Raw genomic sequence first — 20310 nt, 5'->3', positions numbered from 1 at the left:
CTCGGAGATGTGTATAAGAGACAGACTTCGACCAGGTCGTCTTCGCGGTGCTCGACCGGACGGCCGATTCGGCCACGCTGGCCGCTTTCCACCGCACGTTCGCGGACGACCTCCCGGCCGGCTCCCGGGTGCCGGCTCAGCGCCAGCCGTAACGCTCCCGCAGCCGTCGTACGACCCGGTCGAACCGCCCCCGGTCCAGCGCGCACGCCTCCCGCCGCATCCCCGCGTCGTGGATCCGCAGCACCCGGTCCAGATCCACCCACGACTCACGGCCCCGCCGGTCCCACGGCCCGACCCCGATCGGCACCCACTCGTGGTCGCGGTCGTGCCGCTTGCTGGAGAGCTGGACGGCGAGCAGGGTGCCGGCCGGCTCACGGGCCACCACGAGCACCGGCCGGTCCTTGCCGCGCCCGTCGTTCTCCTCGTACGGCACCCAGGTCCAGACGATCTCGCCGGGATCCGGGTCGCCGTCCCGGTCGGGCGCGTACGAGGTGCGTACGGGCCCGACCTCACGGGGCTCGGCCTCGGTGGTGGCCGACGGACCGCTCCGGCCGGGGAGTTCGGGCTCGGGGGAGTGGTCGGGGGCGCCGGAGTCGGTGAAGGGCTTCATCCGACCGAAGGTAGAGCCTGGGCACCCCCGGCCGCCCACCGGGTCCGTCCCGATCCCCCGAACGAATCCCCGCTCAGACCCAGCCCTTCAGCACGGCCATGAACGCGTCGAAGTCGTCGCGGTGCGCCGTGTGTCCCGCGCCCTCGACCGTACGGACCTCGAAACCGCGCGACCGCAGTTCCGCCGCGTCGGCGGGCGAGACCATGGGGCTCGGATCGGCGGTGGTCACCAGCGAGGGCACCACCGGCCCGGCCGGCCGCAGATCAGCCCCGAACGCCGGCGCGATGCCGTACGCCGTCGCCTCGTCCCATACGGCGAGACTCGCCAGCTCAAGGTCCACGTCCACCTCCTCCCAGCGGGGGTTGAGGGCGGATATCTCCTCGCGCGAGAGGGACTTGGCCGCCGCGAGCCGCGCGGGTCCCGCGCTCTCGGTGGCACCCTCCTCCGGGCCCGGCAGATGCCACGCCGGGTCGCAGTAGACCGCGCGGCGCGGCACCAGCCGCTCCACCGCGAGCGCGAGCGCCATCCCGCCCAGCGAGTGACCGATCGCCACCTCGGCCCCGGTGGGCAGCGTTTCCACGAGGTCGTCGGCGAAGTCCCCGGGCGCGTACGGCCCTTGGCCGCTGGAGCCGTGACCGCGCAGATCGACGGCGATCACGCGCAGCCCGCGCGCGGCCAGTTCGGGTCCCACCCGCCGCCAGGTCCGGTGGTCGGCCATGATGCCGTGGATCAGGAGCGCGACACGGTCGCCCTCGCCCCAGGTGTGCGTATGCAGTCGCAAGACGATCCCTTTCGTACGAAGGTGCGTTCCCTGTGCGGTGATCCGGACGGGACGACAGGCCCCGGCCCGGCCACCCACGACGTGTCTGGAAGGATGCGGGGGGCGATGAGCCAGTTACCCGAAGATCCCGCGCCAGAGCCCTTCCCGCAGCCCTCCCCGGCCCGTGTCGAACGTCCCGTCCCCACCAGCGCCGACGTCGCCCGGCTGGCCGGAGTCTCGCGCGCCACCGTCTCGTACGTCCTCAACAACACCTCCGCCGTACGGATCAGCGAGCCCACCCGCCGCAAGGTCCGCGAGGCCGCCGAGGAGCTGGCGTACGTCCCCCACGCCGCCGCGCGGAGCCTGCGCGCGGGGCACACCAGGATTGTCCTGCTCCCCACCGCGCACGTCTCCGTCGGCCCCCTCTACAACAGCTTCCTCAACGAACTCCAGTGGGCGCTGCGGCGGTTGGACTACACCGTCGTCCAGTACGGCAGCCTCGGCCTCGACGGCGACGAGGCGGCGCGCGCCTGGGCCGAACTGCGCCCCGTCGCCGTCGTCTCCCTCGGCGAGATCGCCCTCACCCCACAGGGGGTGGAGATACTCAAGCGCTCCGGCGCGAAGGCCGTCATCACACTCGGCCCGCAGGGGGTCGACGGCGCGCACGCCCTCGTCCTCGACCAGCGCGAGATCGGCAGCCGCGCCGTGGACCACCTGTTGGAGCGCGGCCGCCGCCGGATCGGCGTCGTGCTGCCCGAGGAGCCCGGCCTGGAACTCTTCTCGGCGCCCCGGCTCGCGGGCGCGCACGCCGCCGCGGCGGCGTCCTCCACCGGCGCCCACGTCGAACCGCTGCCGCTCTCGTACACCGAGGAGTCGGCCGCCGGGCTCGCCGCCCGCTGGGACGGCCTCGGCCTGGACGCCGTCTTCGCCTACAACGACGAGTACGCGATGCTCCTCATGCGGGCCCTCCAGGACGCGGGCGTCGACATCCCCGGCGCCACGGCGGTCATCGGCGCCGACGACCTGCTGCTCGGCAGGCTCCTGCGGCCCCGGCTCTCCACCGTGCGGATCGACCTCGTCACCGGTCAGCGGCTGGCGGCCCTGGTCGACCGCGTCGTACGCGATCCCGGCGGTGAACCGGAACGGCATGACCTGATGGGGGCGCGGGCCGTAGCACGCGAGTCGACCTGACGGCCGGGGCCGCGCGGACGACATGCGCGCCGTCCGCCTGTTGTCTAGCGTCACCAGCATGAGCACTCATTGGCACCCCTACCCGCGGCGCTTCGAGATCCTGCTGGTCCCGGAGCACACCGACGGCCGCGAGGGCCCGCCGGACGCGGCGACCGCCCTGCGCTCCGCCGTGGTCGAGGTGACCGGAGAGATCGGCGAGTCCGGATACCCGCGCTACGCGGGCGGCGGCATGGTCGCGGACATCGACCCGGAGACCCGTACCGTCGAAGGGCTGCTGATCGACGACCACGAGGTGGACTACGGGCTGTCGGCACGCGTCGTGGACGCCCCCGACAGCCCGGACGCGCCCGACGTCGCGGAGCCCCGGACGCGCTGAACGGTCCCGCCCGGACGTTCGCCCCCTCGGTCAGGCGCGCGCCTCCCATGAAAGAGTGCGCGAACGAACAGCTGACCGAAGGGGAGAGGGCCGATGAGTGATCCGATGACCATCCGCGACGTCTACGTCGTCGACGCCGTCCGCACACCGATCGGAAAGTTCGGCGGCGCGCTCTCCTCCGTACGACCGGACGATCTCGCCGCCCATGTCGTGCGGGCCCTCGTCGACCGGACGCCGGAACTCGACCCGGCCAGGATCGACGACGTGGTGCTCGGCGCGGCGAACGGCGCCGGCGAGGACAACCGTGACGTCGCGCGCATGGCCGCGCTGCTCGCCGGACTGCCCGTCTCCGTCCCCGGAGTCACCGTCAACCGGCTCTGCGGCTCGGGCCTCGAAGCGGTCATCCAGGCGGCGCGCGCCGTCGCGCTCGGCGACGCGTCGATCGTCGTCGCGGGCGGCGTCGAGTCCATGTCCCGCGCGCCGTGGGTGCTCCAGAAGCCCGAGCGCGCCTTTCCCGCCGGGCATCAGCAGCTGCACTCCACCACGCTCGGCTGGCGCATGACCAACCCCCGGATGCCCGCCGAGTGGACGGTCCCCCTCGGCGAGGGCGCCGAGCTGATCGCCGACAAGCACGCGATCACCCGGGAGGCCCAGGACGCGTTCGCGCTGGAGAGCCACCGCAAGGCGGCGCGCGCGTGGAGCGAGGGACTGTACGACGCGGAGGTCGTGCCGTACGCGGGAGTGGAACTCGCACGCGACGAATGCGTCCGCGACAACACGTCCCTCGAAGCGCTCGGCAGGCTCCGGCCCAGCTTCCGTAAGGAGGGCGAGGGGACCGTCACGGCGGGCAACGCCTCACCGCTGAACGACGGCGCCGCCGCCCTTCTCCTCGTCGACGAGGCGGGCCTGCGGGCGACGGGGCGCGAACCCCTCGCCCGGATCAGGACCTCCGCGGTCACCGGCATCGAGCCACAGCTCTTCGGCCTCGGCCCGGTCGAGGCGGTACGCCGGGCGCTCGCCAGGGCGGGCCGGGACTTCGCCGACCTCACCACCTTCGAACTCAACGAGGCTTTCGCCGCCCAGTCGTTGGGCTGCCTCGCCGAATGGCCCGAACTGGACCCGGCCCTGGTGAACCCGCGCGGCGGCGCGATCGCCATCGGCCACCCGCTGGGTGCCTCGGGCGCGCGCCTCGCGGGGTCCGTCGCCCATCAACTGGCGGCGGCCGGCTCGGGAACCGGTCTCGCCGCGCTGTGCATCGGCGTGGGCCAGGGCCTGGCCCTCGTGCTGGAACGCTGACGCGCGGGCGTCAGGCGCCGCCTCACGCGCTCTGCGAGCCCTCGCCGGCGCCGCCGCCGGCACCCGGCGCCTCCGCCTTGGCGGCGGCCTCCGCCTCGGCGACCGACTTGCGGACCTCTTCCATGTCGAGCGCGCGTGCCTGTCCGATCACGTCCTCCAGGGCCGTCTCGGGCAGCGCACCGGGCTGGGCGAAGACCGCGACGTTGTCCCTGACGATCATCAGCGTCGGGATGGAGCGGATCTCGAACGCCGCCGCCAGCTCCTGCTGCGCCTCCGTGTCGACCTTGGCGAAGACCAGGTCGTCGTGGCGCTCGGACGCCTGCTCGTACACCGGGGCGAACTGACGGCACGGACCGCACCAGGAAGCCCAGAAGTCGATCAGGATGAAGTCGTTCTCCGACACCGTCCGGTCGAAGTTCTCCTTGGTGAGTTCCACAGTGGCCATGACCTGTTACCTCTTCCTGTTCTCTCCGGATGAAGCCGCCTCGCACAACGGTGGTTACCACCGCCGTATTCCTCGCCCATTCCCGAAGATCGTGTGGCCATGCGGCGGGCACCCCACCAGACTGTCCCCATGACGGAAGCCATTGAGTACGACGTTGTGGTGCTGGGCGCGGGACCGGTCGGGGAGAACGTCGCCGACCGTGTCAGGGCCGCCGGGCTGAGCGCGGCGATCGTCGAGAGTGAACTGGTCGGCGGCGAGTGCTCCTACTGGGCGTGCATGCCCAGCAAGGCCCTGCTGCGCCCGGTGATCGCCCGTGCGGAGGCACGCCGTGTCCCGGGGCTGAGCCCGTCCGTACAGGGCCCGCTCGACACGCGTGCCGTCCTCGCGCACCGGGACGAGTACACCTCGCACTGGAAGGACGACGGCCAGGTCGCCTGGCTCGACTCGATCGGCGTCATCCTGCACCGGGGCCAGGGCCGGCTCGACGGCAAGAAGAGAGTGACCGTCACCGACGCCCAGGGCGGCGTACGGGTCCTCACCGCCCGCCACGCGGTCGCCGTCTGCACCGGCACCAGCGCCGTCGTGCCGGACCTGCCGGGCCTGGCGGGAGCCAAGCCCTGGACGAGCCGCGAGGCGACCAGCTCCCCGAGCGTGCCGGACCGGCTCGTGGTCGTGGGCGGGGGAGTGGTCGGCGTCGAGATGGCCACCGCCTACCGAGGGTTCGGCTCCGACGTCACCCTCCTTGTACGGGGCGACGGTCTGCTGCCACGTATGGAGCCATTCGTGAGCGAACTGGTCACGGAGTCGCTGACGGAAGCGGGCGCCTCCGTACGTATGGGCGTCTCCGTCGCCTCGGTCGAGCGCGACGGCGGCAGCGGACCGGTCACGGTGACCCTCGACAACGGCGAGCGGATCGAGGCGGACGAGATCCTCTTCGCCACCGGCCGGGCGCCGCGCACCGAGGACATCGGTCTGGACACCGTCGGACTGAAGGCGGGCTCCTGGCTGACGGTCGACGACAGCTGCCGGGTGGAAGGCAGCGACTGGCTCTACGCCGTCGGCGACGTCAACCACCGCGCGCTCCTGACCCACCAGGGCAAGTACCAGGCCCGTGTCGCGGGCGCCGCGATCGGTGCCAGGGCGCAGCACGTACCCCTGCTGGAGACCGACCGCTGGGGCGCCCACACGGCGACCGCCGACCACGACGCGGTCCCGCAGGTCGTCTTCACCGACCCGGAGGTCGCCTCGGTCGGTCTCACGCTCAAGGAGGCCGAGGCCGCGGGCCGCCGGGTCCGCGCGGTCGACTACGACATCGCGAACGTCGCGGGCGCCGGCCTGTACGCGGACGGCTACCGGGGCCGCGCACGGATGATCGTGGACCTGGACACCGAGACGCTGCGGGGCGTGACGTTCGTGGGCCCGGGAGTCGGCGAACTGCTCCACTCGGCCACGGTGGCCGTCGCCGGGGAAGTCCCGATCGACCGCCTGTGGCACGCGGTGCCGTCCTACCCGACGATCAGCGAGGTGTGGCTGCGGCTCCTGGAGACGTACCGCGGCTGACGGTCGCGCCGCGACATCCGGCCGATGACCGAGGCCGTTCCCTGCGCAGGCCCTCGACCACGCGGTGGGTTCGGCCGGATCGACGTCCGTGTCGACGAGCGCGCGGAGCGCCCCCTCCAACTACGCCCCCGTACCGACGTACTCCCGCAGATGCCGCGCCGTGACCGTGTCCGAGTGGGCCACCAGATCGGCCGGCGTCCCCGTGAAGACGATCTGCCCGCCGTCGTGCCCGCCACCCGGTCCCAGGTCGATCAGCCAGTCCGCGTGGGCCATCACCGCCTGGTGGTGCTCGATCACGATCACCGTGTTGCCCGCGTCCACCAGCCGGTCGAGCAGCGCGAGCAGCTTGTCCACGTCCGCCATGTGCAGCCCGGTCGTCGGCTCGTCCAGGATGTAGACGGAGGACTTCTCGGCCATCTGGATCGCCAGCTTCAGCCGCTGCCGCTCGCCGCCCGACAGGGTGTTCAACGGCTGGCCGAGCCGCAGATAGCTCAGCCCCACGTCGTTGAGCCGGCCGAGGATCGCGTGCGCCTGCCCCGAGGTGAAGGAGTCGTACGCCTCCGCGACCGACAGGGAGAGCACCTCGCTGATGTTCCGGCCGTTCAGCCGGTAGGTGAGCACCTCGGGAGTGAACCGCTTGCCCTCGCACTCCTCGCACACCGAGGCGACGCCCGCCATCATCGCGAGGTCGGTGTAAACGAGCCCGAGACCGTTGCAGTTGGGGCAGGCGCCCTCCGAATTCGCGCTGAACAGCGCCGCCTTGACGCCGTTGGCCTTGGCGAAGGCTGTCCGGATGGGGCTCAACAGCCCCGTGTACGTCGCCGGGTTGCTCCGTCGTGAACCCCGGATCGGCGACTGGTCGGCCACCACCACGCCGTCCCTGTTGGAGAGATAGCCGTGGATCAGTGAGGACTTGCCCGACCCCGCCACCCCGGTGATCACGCTCAGCACACCGGTCGGGACGTCGACGGCCACGTTCTTCAGGTTGTGCAGATCGGCGCCCTCGATGGACAGCCGCCCGTTCGGCTCACGCACCGACTCCCGCAGCCGCGCCCGGTGTTCGAGGTGCCGCCCGGTCAGCGTGCCCGACGCGCGCAGCCCCGCCACGTCGCCCGTGTAGCAGATCTGCCCGCCCGCCGTACCGGCCCCGGGACCCAGGTCCACCACATGGTCGGCGATCGCGATGACCTCGGGTTTGTGCTCGACGACCAGCACCGTGTTGCCCTTGTCCCGCAGCCGTAGCAGCAGGTCGTTCATCCGCCGGATGTCGTGCGGGTGCAGCCCGATGGTGGGCTCGTCGAAGATGTACGTGGCGTCGGTGAGGCTGGAGCCGAGATGCCGCACCATCTTCACGCGCTGCGCCTCACCGCCGGAGAGGGAGGACGAGACGCGGTCCAGGCTCAGATAGCCGAGCCCGATCTCGACCAGCGACTCCAGCAGGTCACGCAGATTGCCGAGCAGCGGCGCCACGGCCGGGTCGTCGATCTTCCGCACGTACTCGGCCAGATCGCTGATCTGCATCGCCGAACACTCGGCGATGTTCACTCCGTTGACCTTCGAGGACAGCGCGGCGGCGCTCAGCCGGCTGCCGCCGCAGGACGGGCACTCGGCGAAGACCACGGCCCGGTCCACGAACGCCTTGACGGGGGCCTGCATCGAGTCCCGGTCCTTGACCAGGACCGTGCGGTTGACCTTGGTGACGAGACCTTCGTACGTCATGTTGTTGGAGCCGACCTTGACCTTGGTCGCGGTCCTGTGGAGGAAGACCTCCCACTCCTCGGGTGTGAAGGCCTTGAGCTTCTTGTCCGGGTCGTAGAAGCCCGAGGCGACCATGATCTGCCAGTACCAGGCGCCCACCTGGAAACCGGGAACGGTGATCGCGCCCTCGTTCAGGGAGAGTTCGCGGTTCACGAGCTGGTCGATGTCAATCTTCGACACCTGACCGATCCCCTCGCACTCGGCGCACATGCCGTCGGCGGCGTTGAAGCTGAAGGCGGTCGAGGTCCCGATGTGCGGGGTGCCGAGCCTGCTGAAGATGATCCGCAGCATGGTGTACGCGTCGGTCGCCGTGCCCACCGTGGAACGGGAGTTGGCGCCCATCCGCTCCTGGTCGACGACGATCGCGGCGCTCAGATTGTGGAGCGAGTCGACGTCGGGCCGGCCCATGCTCGGCATGAAGCCCTGGACGAAGGCGCTGTACGTCTCGTTGATCAGGCGCTGCGACTCGGCGGCGATGGTGCCGAAGACGAGCGAGGACTTGCCGGATCCCGAGACACCGGTGAAGACCGTGAGCCGGCGCTTGGGGATGTCCAGCGAGACCTCTCTCAGGTTGTTCTCGCGAGCCCCGCGGACCTTGATCACGTGGTGACTGTCGGCGGCTGGGATGTTCACGGACTGCTCCTCGTGCTTCTCGGCGAGCGGCTAGCGTACACCGTACTCAGAGGGAGTCGCACATACATTCGATAATGTACCTCAGCCTGTCCTGGTCGGGTGCGCGGTGCGCGTTGTGTGATGGGCGGCCGTAACAGCAGGCCGTAACAGCAGGCCGTTACAGCCAGCCGTTGCGCCGGAAGCTCCGGTGCAGGACGTAGCACGCCGTGGCCATGAGAGCGATGGCGGTCGGATAGCCGTACGTCCACCCCAGGCCGGGCATGTGCTCGAAGTTCATCCCGTAGATCCCGCAGACCATGGTCGGCACGGCGATGATCGCGGCCCACGCGGTGATCTTGCGCATGTCCTCGTTCTGCACGACGGTCACCTGGGCGAGATGGGCCTGGAGGATCGAGTCCAGCAGGTTGTCGAAGGCCGCGATCTGCTCGGTGAGCCGGGCCAGATGGTCGGCGACGTCGCGGAAGTACGGGCGTACGTCGGGGGTGACACCCGGCAGCGTCCGGTTGGCCAGCATGTCGAGCGGCCTGTCCAGCGGCGCCACGGCCCGCTTCAGCTCCAGCAGCTCCCGCTTGAGCTGGTAGATACGCCCGGCGTCACCCTTGCCCGCCCGGCCCGCCGATTCGTTGAAGACGGCGGTCTCGACATGGTCGATGTCGTCCTGGACGGCGTCGGCGACGGCGAGGGAGTCGTCGACCACTTGGTCCGCGATCGCGTGCAGCACGGACGACGTCCCCATCGCCAGCCGCTCGGGCGCGGCCTCCAGCCGCTCCCTGAGAGGGCCGAGCGAACCGTGCCTGCCGTGCCTGATCGTGATCACGAAGTCCGCCCCCGTGAAGACCATCAACTCGCCCGTGTCCACCACTTCGCTGGTGGCGGTGAGCGCCTCGTGATCGACGTAGCGGCAGGTCTTGAAGACCGCGAACAGCGCCCCGTCGTAACTCTCGACCTTCGGCCGCTGATGCGCGTGCACGGCGTCCTCGACGGCCAGCGGATGGAGCCCGAACAACTCGGCGAGACCCTTGAACTCGGCCTCGTCGGGCTCGTGCAGACCGATCCACACGAAGCCCCTGCCGGACTTGCGGACCCGCCGGACCGCTTCCTCGGCCGGCCAGTCGCCCGGCTGACGTATGCCGTCCTCGTAGACCACGCAATTCACTACCGCGCTGCCGAGCGGCGACCGGGCCGGGTGGCTGAGGTCGACAGTGCTGCGGTAGACGCGCCGCACCGCCCGGCGGAGGCGACGGATCATGGGCACGAGGAGGCTCCGTTCGATGGATCGGCGGCCAGTCTGCCACCACCCACGGGGCGCCGTCCCCGGTCCCCGGCCCCTGGTGCCGGAGGGGACCGGGAAGGGCCTCAAGAGCGCGGTGGGCAGGGGCTGTTGGCAACGGCCGACTGCCGTGGCCGACTGCCGTGGCCGGCGTCCTGCGGGCCGGTGTTCGGCCACGGCGGACGTCGGCCTCGCAACAGCGCGGACCCGCACCGCTCGGCCGACCGCATCACCGGGCCCAGCCAGGCTTACGCGCCTCCCTCCGGCGGGGCCTCCGTGATGTCGAGGAAGACCTGGTCGGCCTCCGGCCAGGTCTCGACCACCGAGCGCTTGATGCGTACGCAGATCAGCTCGATGTCCTCGCTGTCGAGCCCCGGCACCAGATCGATCCGGGCCGCGATGAGCGCCGAGTCCATGCCGAGCCGCATCGTCAGCAACTGGGCGACGTTGTCGATCTCCGGCTGGGCGTCGAGGAGCGAGGCGATCCTGCCACGCAGCTCGGGATCGACGGACTCGCCGACGAGTTGAACGCGCGCCTCGGCGCCGAGCCGGTACGCGACGTACACCAGCAGCAGACCGATACCGAAGGACGCGCCCGCCTCCCAGACCACCTCGCCGGTGATCAGATGCAGGACCATGCCCGCCATGGCGAGCAGCACGCCGAGCACGGCGGTCGAGTCCTCGGCGACGACGGTCCGTACGGCGGGGTCCTTGGCGCTGTCCTTCTGCTTGCGCAGTTGATGGAGGGCGCGGAGCAGCGAGCTGCCCTCGGCGACCAGTGCGACGGCGAGGACGATCAGGCCGACCGCGTAACCGCTCGGCTTCTCCCCGTCGTCCGTGACCAGGGCGTGATAGCCCTGGTAGACGGAGAAACAGCCGCCCATGACGAAGATCCCGACCGCCGCGAGCAGGGACCAGAAGTAGCGCTCCTTGCCGTAGCCGAAGGGGTGACGGCGATCGGCGGGGCGCCTGCTGCGGCGCAGCGCGGTGAGCAGGAAGATCTCGTTGGTGCTGTCGGCCACGGAGTGCGCCGCCTCGGAGAGGAGCGCGGGCGATCCCGAGAGGAGACCGCCGATGGCCTTCGCGACGGCGATGACGATGTTCGCGGCGAGGGCCACGAGGATGGTGACCCGGGTCTTGGCGTCGGATTCCTTCTGGTTCAAGTCGGCCCACCGTCGATGAGAGTGAAGCGGAAACCGGCGGTCACCTGTGGAGACGGTGACCGCCGGCGGTGCGGAACGTGGATTGCGCGTGCGGACTGAGCGCACGGGTGTGGCGTCAGTCCGGGCGGGCCGGTCCTCACGGACCGGCCGCTGCGGCGCGTGTACCCCGCCCGTCCCGGCCGAATCGGTGCCGGGATCAGCCGTACGGCTCTGGCGGGCCGCCCCCTCTCCCGGAACCGGGCGACATGCGGGCCGCGCGCTCTGCTGGCACAGTCGTCAGGGAGCGGAGGGGAGCGCGGGGGCATCCACTGGCACGACCGGAGTGAGGCGAGCGGCCATGGCGGCGAGGCATCCTGTGTTCGGGGCCCCGTGCTGGGCGAGCCTGCTGGCCCGCGACCTGGCGGACGCGCAGAACTTCTACGGCGCCGTACTCGGCTGGACCTTCCGCCCGGCGAAGCTCGGCGACCAGTTCGTCGTGGCCGAGACCGACGGCGTACCGGTCGCGAGCATCGGCGCGCTGGCCCCCGCCCTCCAGGTGGCCGTCGCGTGGACGCCGTACTTCGTGGTGAGCGACGTGGACGCGACAGCCTCCCGAATCAGGGAGCGCAGCGCGACGGTCGCCGTGGGTCCCCTCGCCTTCGAGATGGGGCGGGCGGCGCTCGCCGCCGACCGGGACGGGGCGGTCTTCGGCTTCTGGGAGGGCGAGCCGCTGCCCGACGCCACCGTCGAACTCGGCTCACCGCCCTTCCGGCTGGAACTGCGTACCTATGACGCCATCGCCTCGGCGATCTTCTACGGCGAGGTGCTGCACTGGGCCGAGGACCGACCCGGCGGCATCGACGTCAGCTACGAGGAGGACCATGTCGTGCTCCGTACGGGGCACGGTTCCGGGTATGTCGTGGCGCGAATAAGCAGCGGCGGCATCGAGGCGGCGGTGGACCCGCATCTGCGCCCACGCTGGCACGTGTCGTTCCCCGTGGACGGCGTGAAGGCGGTCAGAGCCGCTGTCGAGGCCGCCGAGGAGCGGGGCGGCGTCGTGGTCGCGGCGGAGGAGACGGCGTACGGCGACGGGGAACAGGTCACGCTGCGGGATCCCGACGGCGGGCTTTTCACCCTGACGGACCGCTGACCGACAGCTGATCGGGCCGCTGCCCGAGGGGCCCCGGATCAAGGCCGGGCCCGCCCGGTATCCAGGCCCGCCGAGTGGGTAGGCGGCGAGGACATCGGCGAGGACATCGGCGACGAAGGGAATCACGTGAACCAGCGACATCCGGACGACTCCGAGGGCAACGGCTCGGCCGTGCCGAGGGATCTGCCCGACCAGCACGCCCGGCCCGGAGACGATCCGCTGGACGTGGACATCGAGGGGCTGGACGACGCCGGGGACGCGTATGACGACGCCGATGACTCCGACGGCCCGGACGAGGCCGGTGCCGGCCGGCGCGGCAACCCCCACACGGGCGGGGTGCACCCCGAGCAGCCCGTCCCCGACGAACCTTCGGGCTGACCGGCCCGGCACCCACTTCCCAGTGGAGGAACCCATGGCGAAAAGCACGCAGAAGCCCACGCGGAAGCCCACGGCGGCACACAGCGCCGACACAGAAGTGACGGTGGAAATCAGCGGCTGCGAGTCCTCGGACGCCCACGCCGTCTTCGGCGCGCTGCGCACCGCCTTCGCCTCCGACCGCGCGTCCGACGACAGACCACAGGAAGTGGCCGGCGCCCGCCCGACGGTGTGGAGTTCCACCTTCGACGTGTCGGAGGTACGGGACCAGGCCGCCCCGACCCCGCTGACCAGGCCGGTGACGGCGGACATCCAGGGCGGCTACTGGGCGGTCGCCAGACTGCAAGAGGCGCTGACCGGGGCATTCGCCGTGGAGGTGCTGGGTACGGCCGCGGGTGACCAGGAGCAGGAGGCCCAGCTGCGGCTGGACACGCGTCGCCCCTGAGCCGCCCCAGGCCCCCCCCAGGGGCACTCCTGCGGTAAACGTGGCCTCCGGCCTCCCGGAGCACCGTCCCGCTCGGTGTCCGGGAGCGGCCGTGAGCACCGGCGGGAATCCGAGAAGTTGCGCATTCGGCTCCGTCGGGTCAGTCTTTTCAGTGACCCAGAAGTGGCAAATGCTCACGCTTCGTATTCGGGGGTCGTTGCGACAACGTGGTGAAGCACGTGGGCCTCTGTGTGTGAGGAGCCTCGACCATGACGATTCCACTCGCCCGTTACTACGTGGTGGAATTGCACGCCTCTCCGGAGCGCGTATCGCAGATACGGCGCATCGTCGCCGCACACCTTCGGCACTGGAATCTCGACCCGCACGTCGACCCGGTCTGCTCGGGCATCGACGAACTGCTGACCAATGTCCACCGTCATGTCGGTGGGGACAACAAGTGCATGGTCGAACTCCGCTGGACCGGCCGGTATCTCACGGCCGCCGTCTCGGACAACGGTCCCGAGCTGCCCCGACTGCCGTCGGCCGGTGGCGGTGGACTCGCCCGCCTGGCCTCGGTCAGCGACACCTGGGGCACATGTGGCACGGCGGAGGGCAAAGTCGTCTGGTTCACCAGGAGCGTCGAGGCGCCGCAGAACGTTCCGCGCCTGCCCGTTGTCCCGGTGGGCGGGACCGACGCCGCGGCGAAGGAGCCGGTGTCGGCCCTGGCCCTGGTGCCGACGTTCGCGCCGTCACTCGCATCGGCCTGACGGCGTTCACGCCGTAGCCCGTAGCCCGTAGCCCGTAGCCCGTAGCCCGTGTCTCGCGAATCGTAACTCGCAACTCGTGCTGGGCCGGGTCGCTCGGAGCCGTATCGCCGGCCCGTCCCGGCTCGCGCTTTTCGGCCCGGGGACGACGGGTACGCGCTCGGGTGAGATCCCGCGCCCCTTGCGGCGCGGAGACAAGGAGTCAGAGATGAAATCCGACCGGGGCCCATCAGGCGCCCGCAGCCGATCGGCCGAGCACGAGGGCCAGTTGCGTACGTGCCTGCCGGCGCGCGTCACCAGACGCGAACGCGAACGCGAGGCGAGAGACGCCGGCGCGGAACGTCAGGAGACGGTGGATCAGGACTGGAATGTGGTGCGGGGAGAGGACTGAATGACTGCGCGGCTGCACATCGATCAGACAGGTCAGACAGGTCAGACAGGTCAGACAGGTCAGACAGGTCAGACGGGACAGACAGGAACGACGGACGAGGGCTGGACGGGCTCCGGCGCGGACGCGTGGGAATGGCTGCGGGACGCGGCCTGCGTGGGCGCCGATCCCGAACTCTTCTTCCCGGTGGGGGATTCCGATCCCGCCGCCGAGCAGGTGGCGCGCGCCAAGGCGGTGTGCCACAACTGCCCGGTGGAGAGCCAGTGCCTCGAATGGGCGCTGAACACCGGCCGTACGTCCGGGGTTTGGGGCGGTACGGACGAGGAGGAGCGCCGCAAGCTCCGCCGCAACGGCCGGCGCAGGGTGCCCGCGCCGCGCGGCAGGCAGCCATCGGGGCCGGGCGGTACGCGCCGTCCCCGTACCCACTAGGCCGGCGCGGCCCGAGGAGGCGTGAGTGCGATGAGCGCAGGCCCCGCGGGCGCGGAGGCGGAAAGCGTACGGGCGGGCCGCCGGACCGTACAGATCCACCGGCCGCGGAAGGTACTCTTCCCGCGCTCCGGCCGATGGGCGGGGTTGACGAAGGCGGATCTCGTCGAGCACTACCGCACCGTCGCCCGCTACATGCTGCCCGAACTCAAGGGCAGGCCACTGATGTTGGAGCGGCACCCGGACGGTCTCGACGGTCCGCGCTTCATGCAGAAGAACATTCCGGGGAACTACCCCGACTGGGCGCGGCGGGCCGAGATGGCGAAGAAGGGCGGGACCGTCACGCACCCCGTGTGCGAGGACACCGCGACGCTCGTGTACCTCGCCGACCAGGCGAGCATCACCCTCCATCGCTGGCTGTCGCGGGCGGACCGCCCGGACTTCCCGGACCGGCTGGTGTTCGACCTGGACCCGGCGGAGGACGACTTCGAGCCGGTACGAGCTGCCGCGCTGCTGCTCCGCGAACTGCTCGACGAGTTGAGCCTGCCCGCCATGCCGATGACGACCGGCTCCAAAGGGCTGCACGTGATCGTCCGGCTGGACAGACGTACGGCATTCGACGAGGTACGGGCCTTCGCCACGGACGTGGCGCGCGTACTGGCGGCGCGGGACCCGGACCGGCTGACGACGGAGCAGCGCACGGACGCCCGGGGCGGCCGGCTCTATCTGGACGTCCAGCGCAACGCGTACGCGCAGACGGCCGTCGCCCCCTTCTCCGTACGCCCGGGGGAAGGGGCTCCGGTCGCGACGCCGATCAGCTGGGACCAGGTGAAGGACCCGGCGGTCACGGCGCGGCGCTGGACGGTGGGGGACGTGCTGGAGCAGGCGCGCACCCGCCCCTGGTCCGATGTTCCGACCAGGGGCAGGTCGCTCGCCCCGGCACGGCGCCGGCTGGACGCCCTGCGCTAGATGCCCCGCTTCGGACGTCCCGCTTCGGACGTCCCGCTTCGGACGTCCCGCTTCGGACGTCCTGCTTCGGACATCCCGCTTCGGACGTCCCGTTTCAGACGGTCGTGGGGAACTCGCCCGCCAGCGCGGCGGCCATCCGCAGATGCGGCGCGGCGTCGCCGGCCCGTCCCTGCCGCTCCAGCGTGCGGCCCAGCATCAGGCGCGCGTACTGCTCGACGGGGTCACGCTCCAGTACGGCGAGCAGTTCCGTCTCGGCCTTCCGGAGGCGGGCGGAGTGGTAGTAGGCGCGGGCGAGCAGCAGCCGCGGCCCGACCTGCTCCGGTACTTCGGCCACCAGCCCTTCGAGGATGGCGGCGGCCGTGACGTACTCCTGGGCGTCGAAGAACTGCTGAGCACGCGCCCAACGCTCCGCGGCGGTTCCGAAGTCGAAGTAGTCGCTGTTCACTTGCCCTCCCTGGGTCCCGGTGATGTCCGGTGACTGCTTTCACCACCCCACAACACCCCAAGATTGTTGAACATTCCACTACTGCTCCGACCGTTATCGCGTGGATGCTGCCCTCGGGCACCTGGCGGGATTAAGTTGGGCGCCATGAGCAATCTTGATCGTCAGGCGACGCTCTCCGTCTGCGGCGGCCGTGGCTTCGTCGTCGCCGAGCCGGTGCGTGAACTCCTCAGCCCCCGTCACGTCAAGCTCGGCGAGTCCACGGAAGTGCGCCGGCTGCTGCCCAACCTCGGACGCCGCATGGTCGGCGCGTGGGCCTTCGTGGATCACTACGGCCCCGACGACATCGCCGACGAGCCCGGCATGCAGGTGCCACCCCACCCGCACATGGGCCTGCAGACGGTCAGCTGGCTCCACGACGGCGAGGTCCTGCACCGAGACAGCCTGGGCAGCCTCCAGACCGTACGTCCCCGAGAGCTGGGCCTCATGACCTCGGGCCGCGCGATCAGCCACTCCGAGGAGAGCCCCCGCCCACACGCCCGGCTTCTGCACGGCGCCCAGTTGTGGGTCGCGCTCCCCGACGCCCACCGCGACGTGGACCCGCACTTCCAGCACCACGCGGACCTCCCCGAGGTCACGGCCCCGGGCCTGACGGCCACCGTCATCCTGGGCACCCTGGACGGCACCACCTCGCCGGGCACGACGTACACCCCCCTGGTCGGCGCCGACCTCACCCTCACCCCGGGAACCGACGCGCGACTGCCCCTCGACCCGGACTTCGAGTACGCGGTGCTGGCGATGTCGGGCGAGGCGAAGGTCGACGGCGTCCCGGTCCCGGCGGGCTCGATGCTCTACCTCGGCTGCGGCCGCACGGAACTCCCGATCCGCACGGACTCCGCGGCGGGCTTGATGCTGCTGGGAGGCGAGCCGTTCGAGGAGGAGATCGTGATGTGGTGGAACTTCATCGGCCGCTCGCACGAGGAGATCGAGGCGGCGCGCAAGGACTGGATGGAGGGCCCCCGCTTCGGCGAGGTCACGGGCTACGACGGCACCCGCCTCCCCGCCCCGGAACTCCCGCCGGTAGCCCTGAAACCCCGCGGCCGGGTGCGCTGACCTGCCCTGATTGATCCTGCCGCAGCCCACCGCGTGGCCTTCGCCGTGCCCCCTCACCAGAGTGGTGAGGGGGCACGGTTGTGCCCGCTGTCGGGCGCTCTCTTGGCGGAGGCTGCGGTTGCAGGTGTCGGCACCTGTGACCAGGACTGATCAGACACTTGCTGACCCTTTGCTGACCTTACTGATGAGTAATCAGATCCCGCGCTGAGAGATTCAAGCGTTTCCTCAAGCCAGGCCCACCCGTTCTTGAGCAGGTCGGGCGTGAAGCCGGGATCGAACAGACGCAGGTCGTGTGAGCGCCGGTCGAGCCAGGAGTCGCCCGGCGTACGAGTGTCGGGCAGCAGCACCTGGACCACCCCTGGGGGCAGTTCGCCCGACCAGCATGGGTTGCATCTCGGAAGTGCCTTGCCGATCGTGCCTGATGTGGTCCTAGAAAAACCCCACCATCGCAGGCCGCAAGGCACTTCTTCATTTCTGGGTGAACCATCCACCGGCATCAAGCCGGTGGATCCGGACTCAGCCCACTACGGAAGGGGGGTTCTGACAGTACCTGTATCACCAGGGTCTCCCGGATGAGCACAACGCCTGTCAACCTGGTTGAGTCGAAAGCGCCGACAACACTCCATGGACACGTACTGCAGCTTTACCCCCATCAGCTCAATTCAGCTGCTGCCCCGAATGCGTGACCGTGTCGGCGCATTCTGACACGACAGAAGGAACGGATACCAATGACGGACAACCAATTCACCACTCACACAGAACTTTTCGATCTGAGTGGGAAGTACGCACTTGTCACTGGCGGCACCAAGGGCATTGGGATGATGATTGCGCGCGGCCTTCTCCAGGCGGGCGCCCGCGTCGTCATCAGCTCACGCAATGCGGACACGTGCGCGGAGGCACAGCGGCTGCTATCCGAATTCGGCGACGTCCAAGCAATTCCCGCCGACCTGTCCAGGCACGACGAGTGCCAGCGCCTCGCTGGTCTTGTCATGGCCGACTCGGAACGTCTGGACATCCTCGTCAACAACGCGGGAGCGATGCGTAGCGAGCCGCTGGAGACGTTCCCGGACGAGGCCTGGGACTCAGTGATCGACCTCAACCTCAAGTCGCCGTTCTGGCTGGTGCAGGCGCTGCTACCCGCACTTCGCAGGGCGGGAACCGCTGATGATCCGGCACGGATCATCAACATCGGCAGTATCGCCGCCATCCACGTCGCCCAGGCGCCCACCTACTCGTACGCCAGCAGCAAAGCGGCACTCCATCAACTCACCAGAGTGCTTGCCCGGGAGCTGGGCCCACAGCACGTCACGGTGAACGCGGTAGCACCGGGAGTCTTCCCGTCGCAGATGATGGGGGCCACGCTCGATGCCATCGGCGACAAGATCGCGGCGGCGGCCCCACTGCGCCGGCTCGGCCGCGACGACGACATGGCGGGTATCGCCGTGTTTCTCGCCAGCCGGGCTGGGTCCTACCTCACGGGCGCCATCATCCCGGTGGATGGCGGCACCGCGACGACTGCAACGGGTACACCCCCCGTCAGGGGCCACTGATTAGTACGGCTGAACGGGCCTATGGTAGGGGGATGGCCACGATGGATCCACGCACCGAGATCCGGGAGTTTCTCAGCTCGCGTCGCGCCCGCATCGCACCCGCGCAGGCGGGCCTGCCCGCTTACGGCGGCAACCGTCGGGTCAAAGGTCTGCGCCGCGAGGAGGTAGCGCTGCTCGCGGGGGTATCGGTCGACTACTACGTGCGCATGGAGCGCGGCAGCCTCGCAGGTGCCTCCGACGGCGTGCTCGACGCGTTGGCCTCTGCGCTGCAACTCGACGAGGCCGAGCGCGACCACCTGTTCCACCTCGCCCGCCAATCCAGGACGCCGAGCGGTCCGCGCCGGCGTAAGACTGCCGTGACGGTGCGCTCGACACTGCAGCGGGTGCTCGACGCGATCTCCGACGCGCCGGCCTGGATCGGTAACGGCCGTTACGACGTGCTCGCCATGAATCAACTCGCTCGCGCGCTGTATTCACCGGTGCTGGCCGATTCGCGACGGCCCGCGAACACAGCGCGGTTCGTCTATCTGAAGCCCGAGGCGGCCAGAGATTTCTTTGTCGATTACGACCAAGTCGCCGGTGCCGTGGCTGCGAAGCTACGCATGGAAGCCGGCCGCAATCCGCACGACGAGGAGCTGATCGCCCTAGTCGGCGAACTGTCAACGTGCAGTGAGCTGTTTCGGCAGCGGTGGGCATCTCAGGACGTGCGGCTGCACCGCTCCGGCCGCAAGCGTATGCGCCATCCGATCGTGGGCCGGCTCGACTTGGACGTCGAGTCCCTGGAACTGCCCGCCGAACCCGGCCTGCACCTCAACGTCTACACCGCACCCGCGGGCACACCGACCGCTGACAATCTGGCGCTCTTGGCGTCGTGGGCGGCCACCCAACAGACGCTGGCGACCGAGCTCGAAGCACACAATGGATAGTCCAACCCCTTTAGCCGTACTAGGGTCCGTTTCCCCGACCAGCGCGGGCAGACCGCACCGCTCGGCCAGCCGCACCCGGCTCCAGCCCGCCGTACGCGATCAGGTTCGGATCATCGAACGCGGATGAGACCGCCGCCGCGGCAGGGGAACTTCGCATCTCGGAAGTGCCTTGTCGATCGTGCCTGATGTGGTCCTAGAAAAACCCCGTCATCGCAGGTCGCAAGGCACTTCTTCGTTTCTGGGTGAACCATCCACCGGCATCAAGCCGGTGGATCCGGGCTCAGACATCACAACCGCAGTTCGCGACCGGTTATAAATCTGAGAGCGTTCCGCCGCGTGACCGGTTTCTCGCCCAAACATTTTCGGAAGGCATCAAACCGTGCGGGGTGACACCCGGCTCCGCCGACGCGGCAACACGCTTGGACACCAGACGCTCGGGGACGGCGAACAAGGCCGTGAGCGGCCATGACCGTTTCGGTGGCCCGGAAGTGCGGGGGAGGGCGAAGTCACAAGGTTGACGCGCTCGGTCCACGGGCCGGTGGGGCTGACCGGCGCGGGCGCGCCACGCCATGGGTACTGGTGGGGCGTCGTCGCCGCGCGGTGCTATCAGCCCGCAGCGAGGTGACATCGAGCGGGTACGGGCGCGCTGGGGCGCGTCGGAAGGCGCCGGGGCCGGAGATCGAGATCTCCGGCCCCGGGTCCCGTACTCCATCAGTGGGTCGGGTGCGGTTGAGGCCACCGA

21 protein-coding genes are annotated in these 20310 nt (G+C 70.1%); 14 read left to right on the top strand and 7 right to left on the bottom strand.

Going from position 1 to position 20310, the window contains the following annotated elements; translation table 11 throughout:
* Window positions 1-136: 136 nt before the first annotated feature.
* Both P3L51_RS03290 and P3L51_RS03285 read right to left on the bottom strand, forming a co-directional pair.
* On the bottom strand, window positions 137-610 hold the full coding sequence (locus P3L51_RS03290; RefSeq protein ID WP_354603478.1) for a type II toxin-antitoxin system PemK/MazF family toxin: 474 nt from the start codon (window positions 608-610) through the stop codon (window positions 137-139).
* Window positions 611-683: 73 nt separating this feature from the next.
* Complete coding sequence (locus tag P3L51_RS03285) at window positions 684-1391, bottom strand: alpha/beta fold hydrolase (protein WP_354603477.1); 708 nt, start codon at window positions 1389-1391, stop codon at window positions 684-686.
* 105 nt (window positions 1392-1496) lie between these two features.
* On the opposite strand from P3L51_RS03285, the gene P3L51_RS03280 reads away from it, so the two are divergent.
* The 3 genes from P3L51_RS03280 to P3L51_RS03270 all read left to right on the top strand — a co-directional run bounded on the left by P3L51_RS03280 (window position 1497) and on the right by P3L51_RS03270 (window position 4233).
* The gene (locus tag P3L51_RS03280) at window positions 1497-2561 is read left to right on the top strand and encodes a LacI family DNA-binding transcriptional regulator (RefSeq protein WP_354603476.1); all 1065 of its coding nucleotides are present in this window, start codon (window positions 1497-1499) and stop codon (window positions 2559-2561) included.
* 58 nt (window positions 2562-2619) lie between these two features.
* Window positions 2620-2937 (top strand): hypothetical protein, encoded by a 318-nt coding sequence (locus P3L51_RS03275; RefSeq protein WP_354603475.1) that lies wholly within the window; start codon window positions 2620-2622, stop codon window positions 2935-2937.
* 105 nt (window positions 2938-3042) lie between these two features.
* A complete protein-coding gene (locus P3L51_RS03270) occupies window positions 3043-4233 on the top strand; it encodes a thiolase family protein (protein ID WP_354603490.1) in 1191 nt (396 codons plus the stop codon).
* 22 nt (window positions 4234-4255) lie between these two features.
* Here the strand turns inward: P3L51_RS03270 and trxA are convergent, their stop codons facing one another.
* On the bottom strand, window positions 4256-4678 hold the full coding sequence (trxA, locus tag P3L51_RS03265) for a thioredoxin (RefSeq protein WP_354603474.1): 423 nt from the start codon (window positions 4676-4678) through the stop codon (window positions 4256-4258).
* 129 nt (window positions 4679-4807) lie between these two features.
* Between trxA and P3L51_RS03260 the strand changes: the two genes are divergently transcribed.
* Window positions 4808-6238, top strand: coding sequence for a dihydrolipoyl dehydrogenase family protein (locus P3L51_RS03260; protein WP_354603473.1), 1431 nt, complete (start codon window positions 4808-4810; stop codon window positions 6236-6238).
* A gap of 120 nt (window positions 6239-6358) precedes the next feature.
* On the opposite strand, the gene P3L51_RS03255 is transcribed toward P3L51_RS03260, so the two are convergent.
* From P3L51_RS03255 to P3L51_RS03245, 3 genes are all read right to left on the bottom strand, one after another.
* Complete coding sequence (locus P3L51_RS03255; RefSeq protein WP_354603489.1) at window positions 6359-8599, bottom strand: ATP-binding cassette domain-containing protein; 2241 nt, start codon at window positions 8597-8599, stop codon at window positions 6359-6361.
* A gap of 187 nt (window positions 8600-8786) precedes the next feature.
* Window positions 8787-9878 (bottom strand): magnesium and cobalt transport protein CorA, encoded by a 1092-nt coding sequence (locus P3L51_RS03250; RefSeq protein ID WP_354603472.1) that lies wholly within the window; start codon window positions 9876-9878, stop codon window positions 8787-8789.
* 269 nt (window positions 9879-10147) lie between these two features.
* On the bottom strand, window positions 10148-11062 hold the full coding sequence (locus P3L51_RS03245) for a cation diffusion facilitator family transporter (protein ID WP_354603471.1): 915 nt from the start codon (window positions 11060-11062) through the stop codon (window positions 10148-10150).
* Between the two features lie 337 nt (window positions 11063-11399).
* On the opposite strand from P3L51_RS03245, the gene P3L51_RS03240 reads away from it, so the two are divergent.
* The 7 genes from P3L51_RS03240 to ligD all read left to right on the top strand — a co-directional run bounded on the left by P3L51_RS03240 (window position 11400) and on the right by ligD (window position 15537).
* Complete coding sequence (locus tag P3L51_RS03240; RefSeq protein WP_354603470.1) at window positions 11400-12191, top strand: VOC family protein; 792 nt, start codon at window positions 11400-11402, stop codon at window positions 12189-12191.
* Between the two features lie 126 nt (window positions 12192-12317).
* Window positions 12318-12569: a hypothetical protein gene (locus P3L51_RS03235; RefSeq protein WP_354603469.1), complete on the top strand. Its 252-nt coding sequence runs from the start codon at window positions 12318-12320 to the stop codon at window positions 12567-12569.
* Window positions 12570-12603: 34 nt separating this feature from the next.
* Window positions 12604-13011 carry a hypothetical protein gene (locus P3L51_RS03230; RefSeq protein ID WP_354603468.1) on the top strand — a complete coding sequence of 136 codons (408 nt, stop codon included), beginning with the start codon at window positions 12604-12606 and terminating at the stop codon, window positions 13009-13011.
* Between the two features lie 248 nt (window positions 13012-13259).
* On the top strand, window positions 13260-13757 hold the full coding sequence (locus P3L51_RS03225) for an ATP-binding protein (RefSeq protein ID WP_354603467.1): 498 nt from the start codon (window positions 13260-13262) through the stop codon (window positions 13755-13757).
* Window positions 13758-13962: 205 nt separating this feature from the next.
* Window positions 13963-14145 carry a hypothetical protein gene (locus P3L51_RS03220; RefSeq protein ID WP_354603466.1) on the top strand — a complete coding sequence of 61 codons (183 nt, stop codon included), beginning with the start codon at window positions 13963-13965 and terminating at the stop codon, window positions 14143-14145.
* Window positions 14146-14571 carry a WhiB family transcriptional regulator gene (locus P3L51_RS03215; RefSeq protein WP_435594361.1) on the top strand — a complete coding sequence of 142 codons (426 nt, stop codon included), beginning with the start codon at window positions 14146-14148 and terminating at the stop codon, window positions 14569-14571.
* A 30-nt stretch (window positions 14572-14601) separates the two neighbouring features.
* Window positions 14602-15537: a non-homologous end-joining DNA ligase gene (ligD, locus tag P3L51_RS03210; protein ID WP_354603465.1), complete on the top strand. Its 936-nt coding sequence runs from the start codon at window positions 14602-14604 to the stop codon at window positions 15535-15537.
* A 94-nt stretch (window positions 15538-15631) separates the two neighbouring features.
* On the opposite strand, the gene P3L51_RS03205 is transcribed toward ligD, so the two are convergent.
* Window positions 15632-15982, bottom strand: a complete 351-nt coding sequence (locus P3L51_RS03205) for a tetratricopeptide repeat protein (RefSeq protein ID WP_354603464.1) — start codon at window positions 15980-15982, stop codon at window positions 15632-15634.
* Window positions 15983-16126: 144 nt separating this feature from the next.
* Between P3L51_RS03205 and P3L51_RS03200 the strand changes: the two genes are divergently transcribed.
* The 3 genes from P3L51_RS03200 to P3L51_RS03190 all read left to right on the top strand — a co-directional run bounded on the left by P3L51_RS03200 (window position 16127) and on the right by P3L51_RS03190 (window position 19568).
* Window positions 16127-17092: a pirin family protein gene (locus P3L51_RS03200; RefSeq protein WP_354603463.1), complete on the top strand. Its 966-nt coding sequence runs from the start codon at window positions 16127-16129 to the stop codon at window positions 17090-17092.
* Between the two features lie 728 nt (window positions 17093-17820).
* Window positions 17821-18642 (top strand): SDR family oxidoreductase, encoded by an 822-nt coding sequence (locus P3L51_RS03195; protein ID WP_354603462.1) that lies wholly within the window; start codon window positions 17821-17823, stop codon window positions 18640-18642.
* A 41-nt stretch (window positions 18643-18683) separates the two neighbouring features.
* Complete coding sequence (locus P3L51_RS03190; protein ID WP_354603487.1) at window positions 18684-19568, top strand: helix-turn-helix transcriptional regulator; 885 nt, start codon at window positions 18684-18686, stop codon at window positions 19566-19568.
* The last annotated feature ends 742 nt before the right edge of the window (window positions 19569-20310 follow it).

This window comes from Streptomyces panacea, from assembly GCF_040560175.1.
GTDB classification, from domain to species: Bacteria; Actinomycetota; Actinomycetes; order Streptomycetales; family Streptomycetaceae; genus Streptomyces; species Streptomyces panacea.
This window is presented reverse-complemented; position numbering and strand designations above follow the sequence as displayed.

Bases quoted from the DNA above. Each gene is read 5' to 3' on its own strand.
- P3L51_RS03290 (WP_354603478.1), bottom strand. From the start codon at position 610: ATGAAGCCCTTCACCGACTCCGGCGCCCCCGACCACTCCCCCGAGCCC.
- P3L51_RS03280 (WP_354603476.1), top strand. From the start codon at position 1,497: ATGAGCCAGTTACCCGAAGATCCCGCGCCAGAGCCCTTCCCGCAGCCC.
- P3L51_RS03275 (WP_354603475.1), top strand. From the start codon at position 2,620: ATGAGCACTCATTGGCACCCCTACCCGCGGCGCTTCGAGATCCTGCTG.
- P3L51_RS03270 (WP_354603490.1), top strand. From the start codon at position 3,043: ATGACCATCCGCGACGTCTACGTCGTCGACGCCGTCCGCACACCGATC.
- trxA (WP_354603474.1), bottom strand. From the start codon at position 4,678: ATGGCCACTGTGGAACTCACCAAGGAGAACTTCGACCGGACGGTGTCG.
- P3L51_RS03260 (WP_354603473.1), top strand. From the start codon at position 4,808: ATGACGGAAGCCATTGAGTACGACGTTGTGGTGCTGGGCGCGGGACCG.
- P3L51_RS03250 (WP_354603472.1), bottom strand. From the start codon at position 9,878: ATGATCCGTCGCCTCCGCCGGGCGGTGCGGCGCGTCTACCGCAGCACT.
- P3L51_RS03240 (WP_354603470.1), top strand. From the start codon at position 11,400: ATGGCGGCGAGGCATCCTGTGTTCGGGGCCCCGTGCTGGGCGAGCCTG.
- P3L51_RS03230 (WP_354603468.1), top strand. From the start codon at position 12,604: ATGGCGAAAAGCACGCAGAAGCCCACGCGGAAGCCCACGGCGGCACAC.
- P3L51_RS03225 (WP_354603467.1), top strand. From the start codon at position 13,260: ATGACGATTCCACTCGCCCGTTACTACGTGGTGGAATTGCACGCCTCT.
- P3L51_RS03220 (WP_354603466.1), top strand. From the start codon at position 13,963: ATGAAATCCGACCGGGGCCCATCAGGCGCCCGCAGCCGATCGGCCGAG.
- P3L51_RS03215 (WP_435594361.1), top strand. From the start codon at position 14,146: ATGACTGCGCGGCTGCACATCGATCAGACAGGTCAGACAGGTCAGACA.
- ligD (WP_354603465.1), top strand. From the start codon at position 14,602: ATGAGCGCAGGCCCCGCGGGCGCGGAGGCGGAAAGCGTACGGGCGGGC.
- P3L51_RS03200 (WP_354603463.1), top strand. From the start codon at position 16,127: ATGAGCAATCTTGATCGTCAGGCGACGCTCTCCGTCTGCGGCGGCCGT.
- P3L51_RS03195 (WP_354603462.1), top strand. From the start codon at position 17,821: ATGACGGACAACCAATTCACCACTCACACAGAACTTTTCGATCTGAGT.
- P3L51_RS03190 (WP_354603487.1), top strand. From the start codon at position 18,684: ATGGATCCACGCACCGAGATCCGGGAGTTTCTCAGCTCGCGTCGCGCC.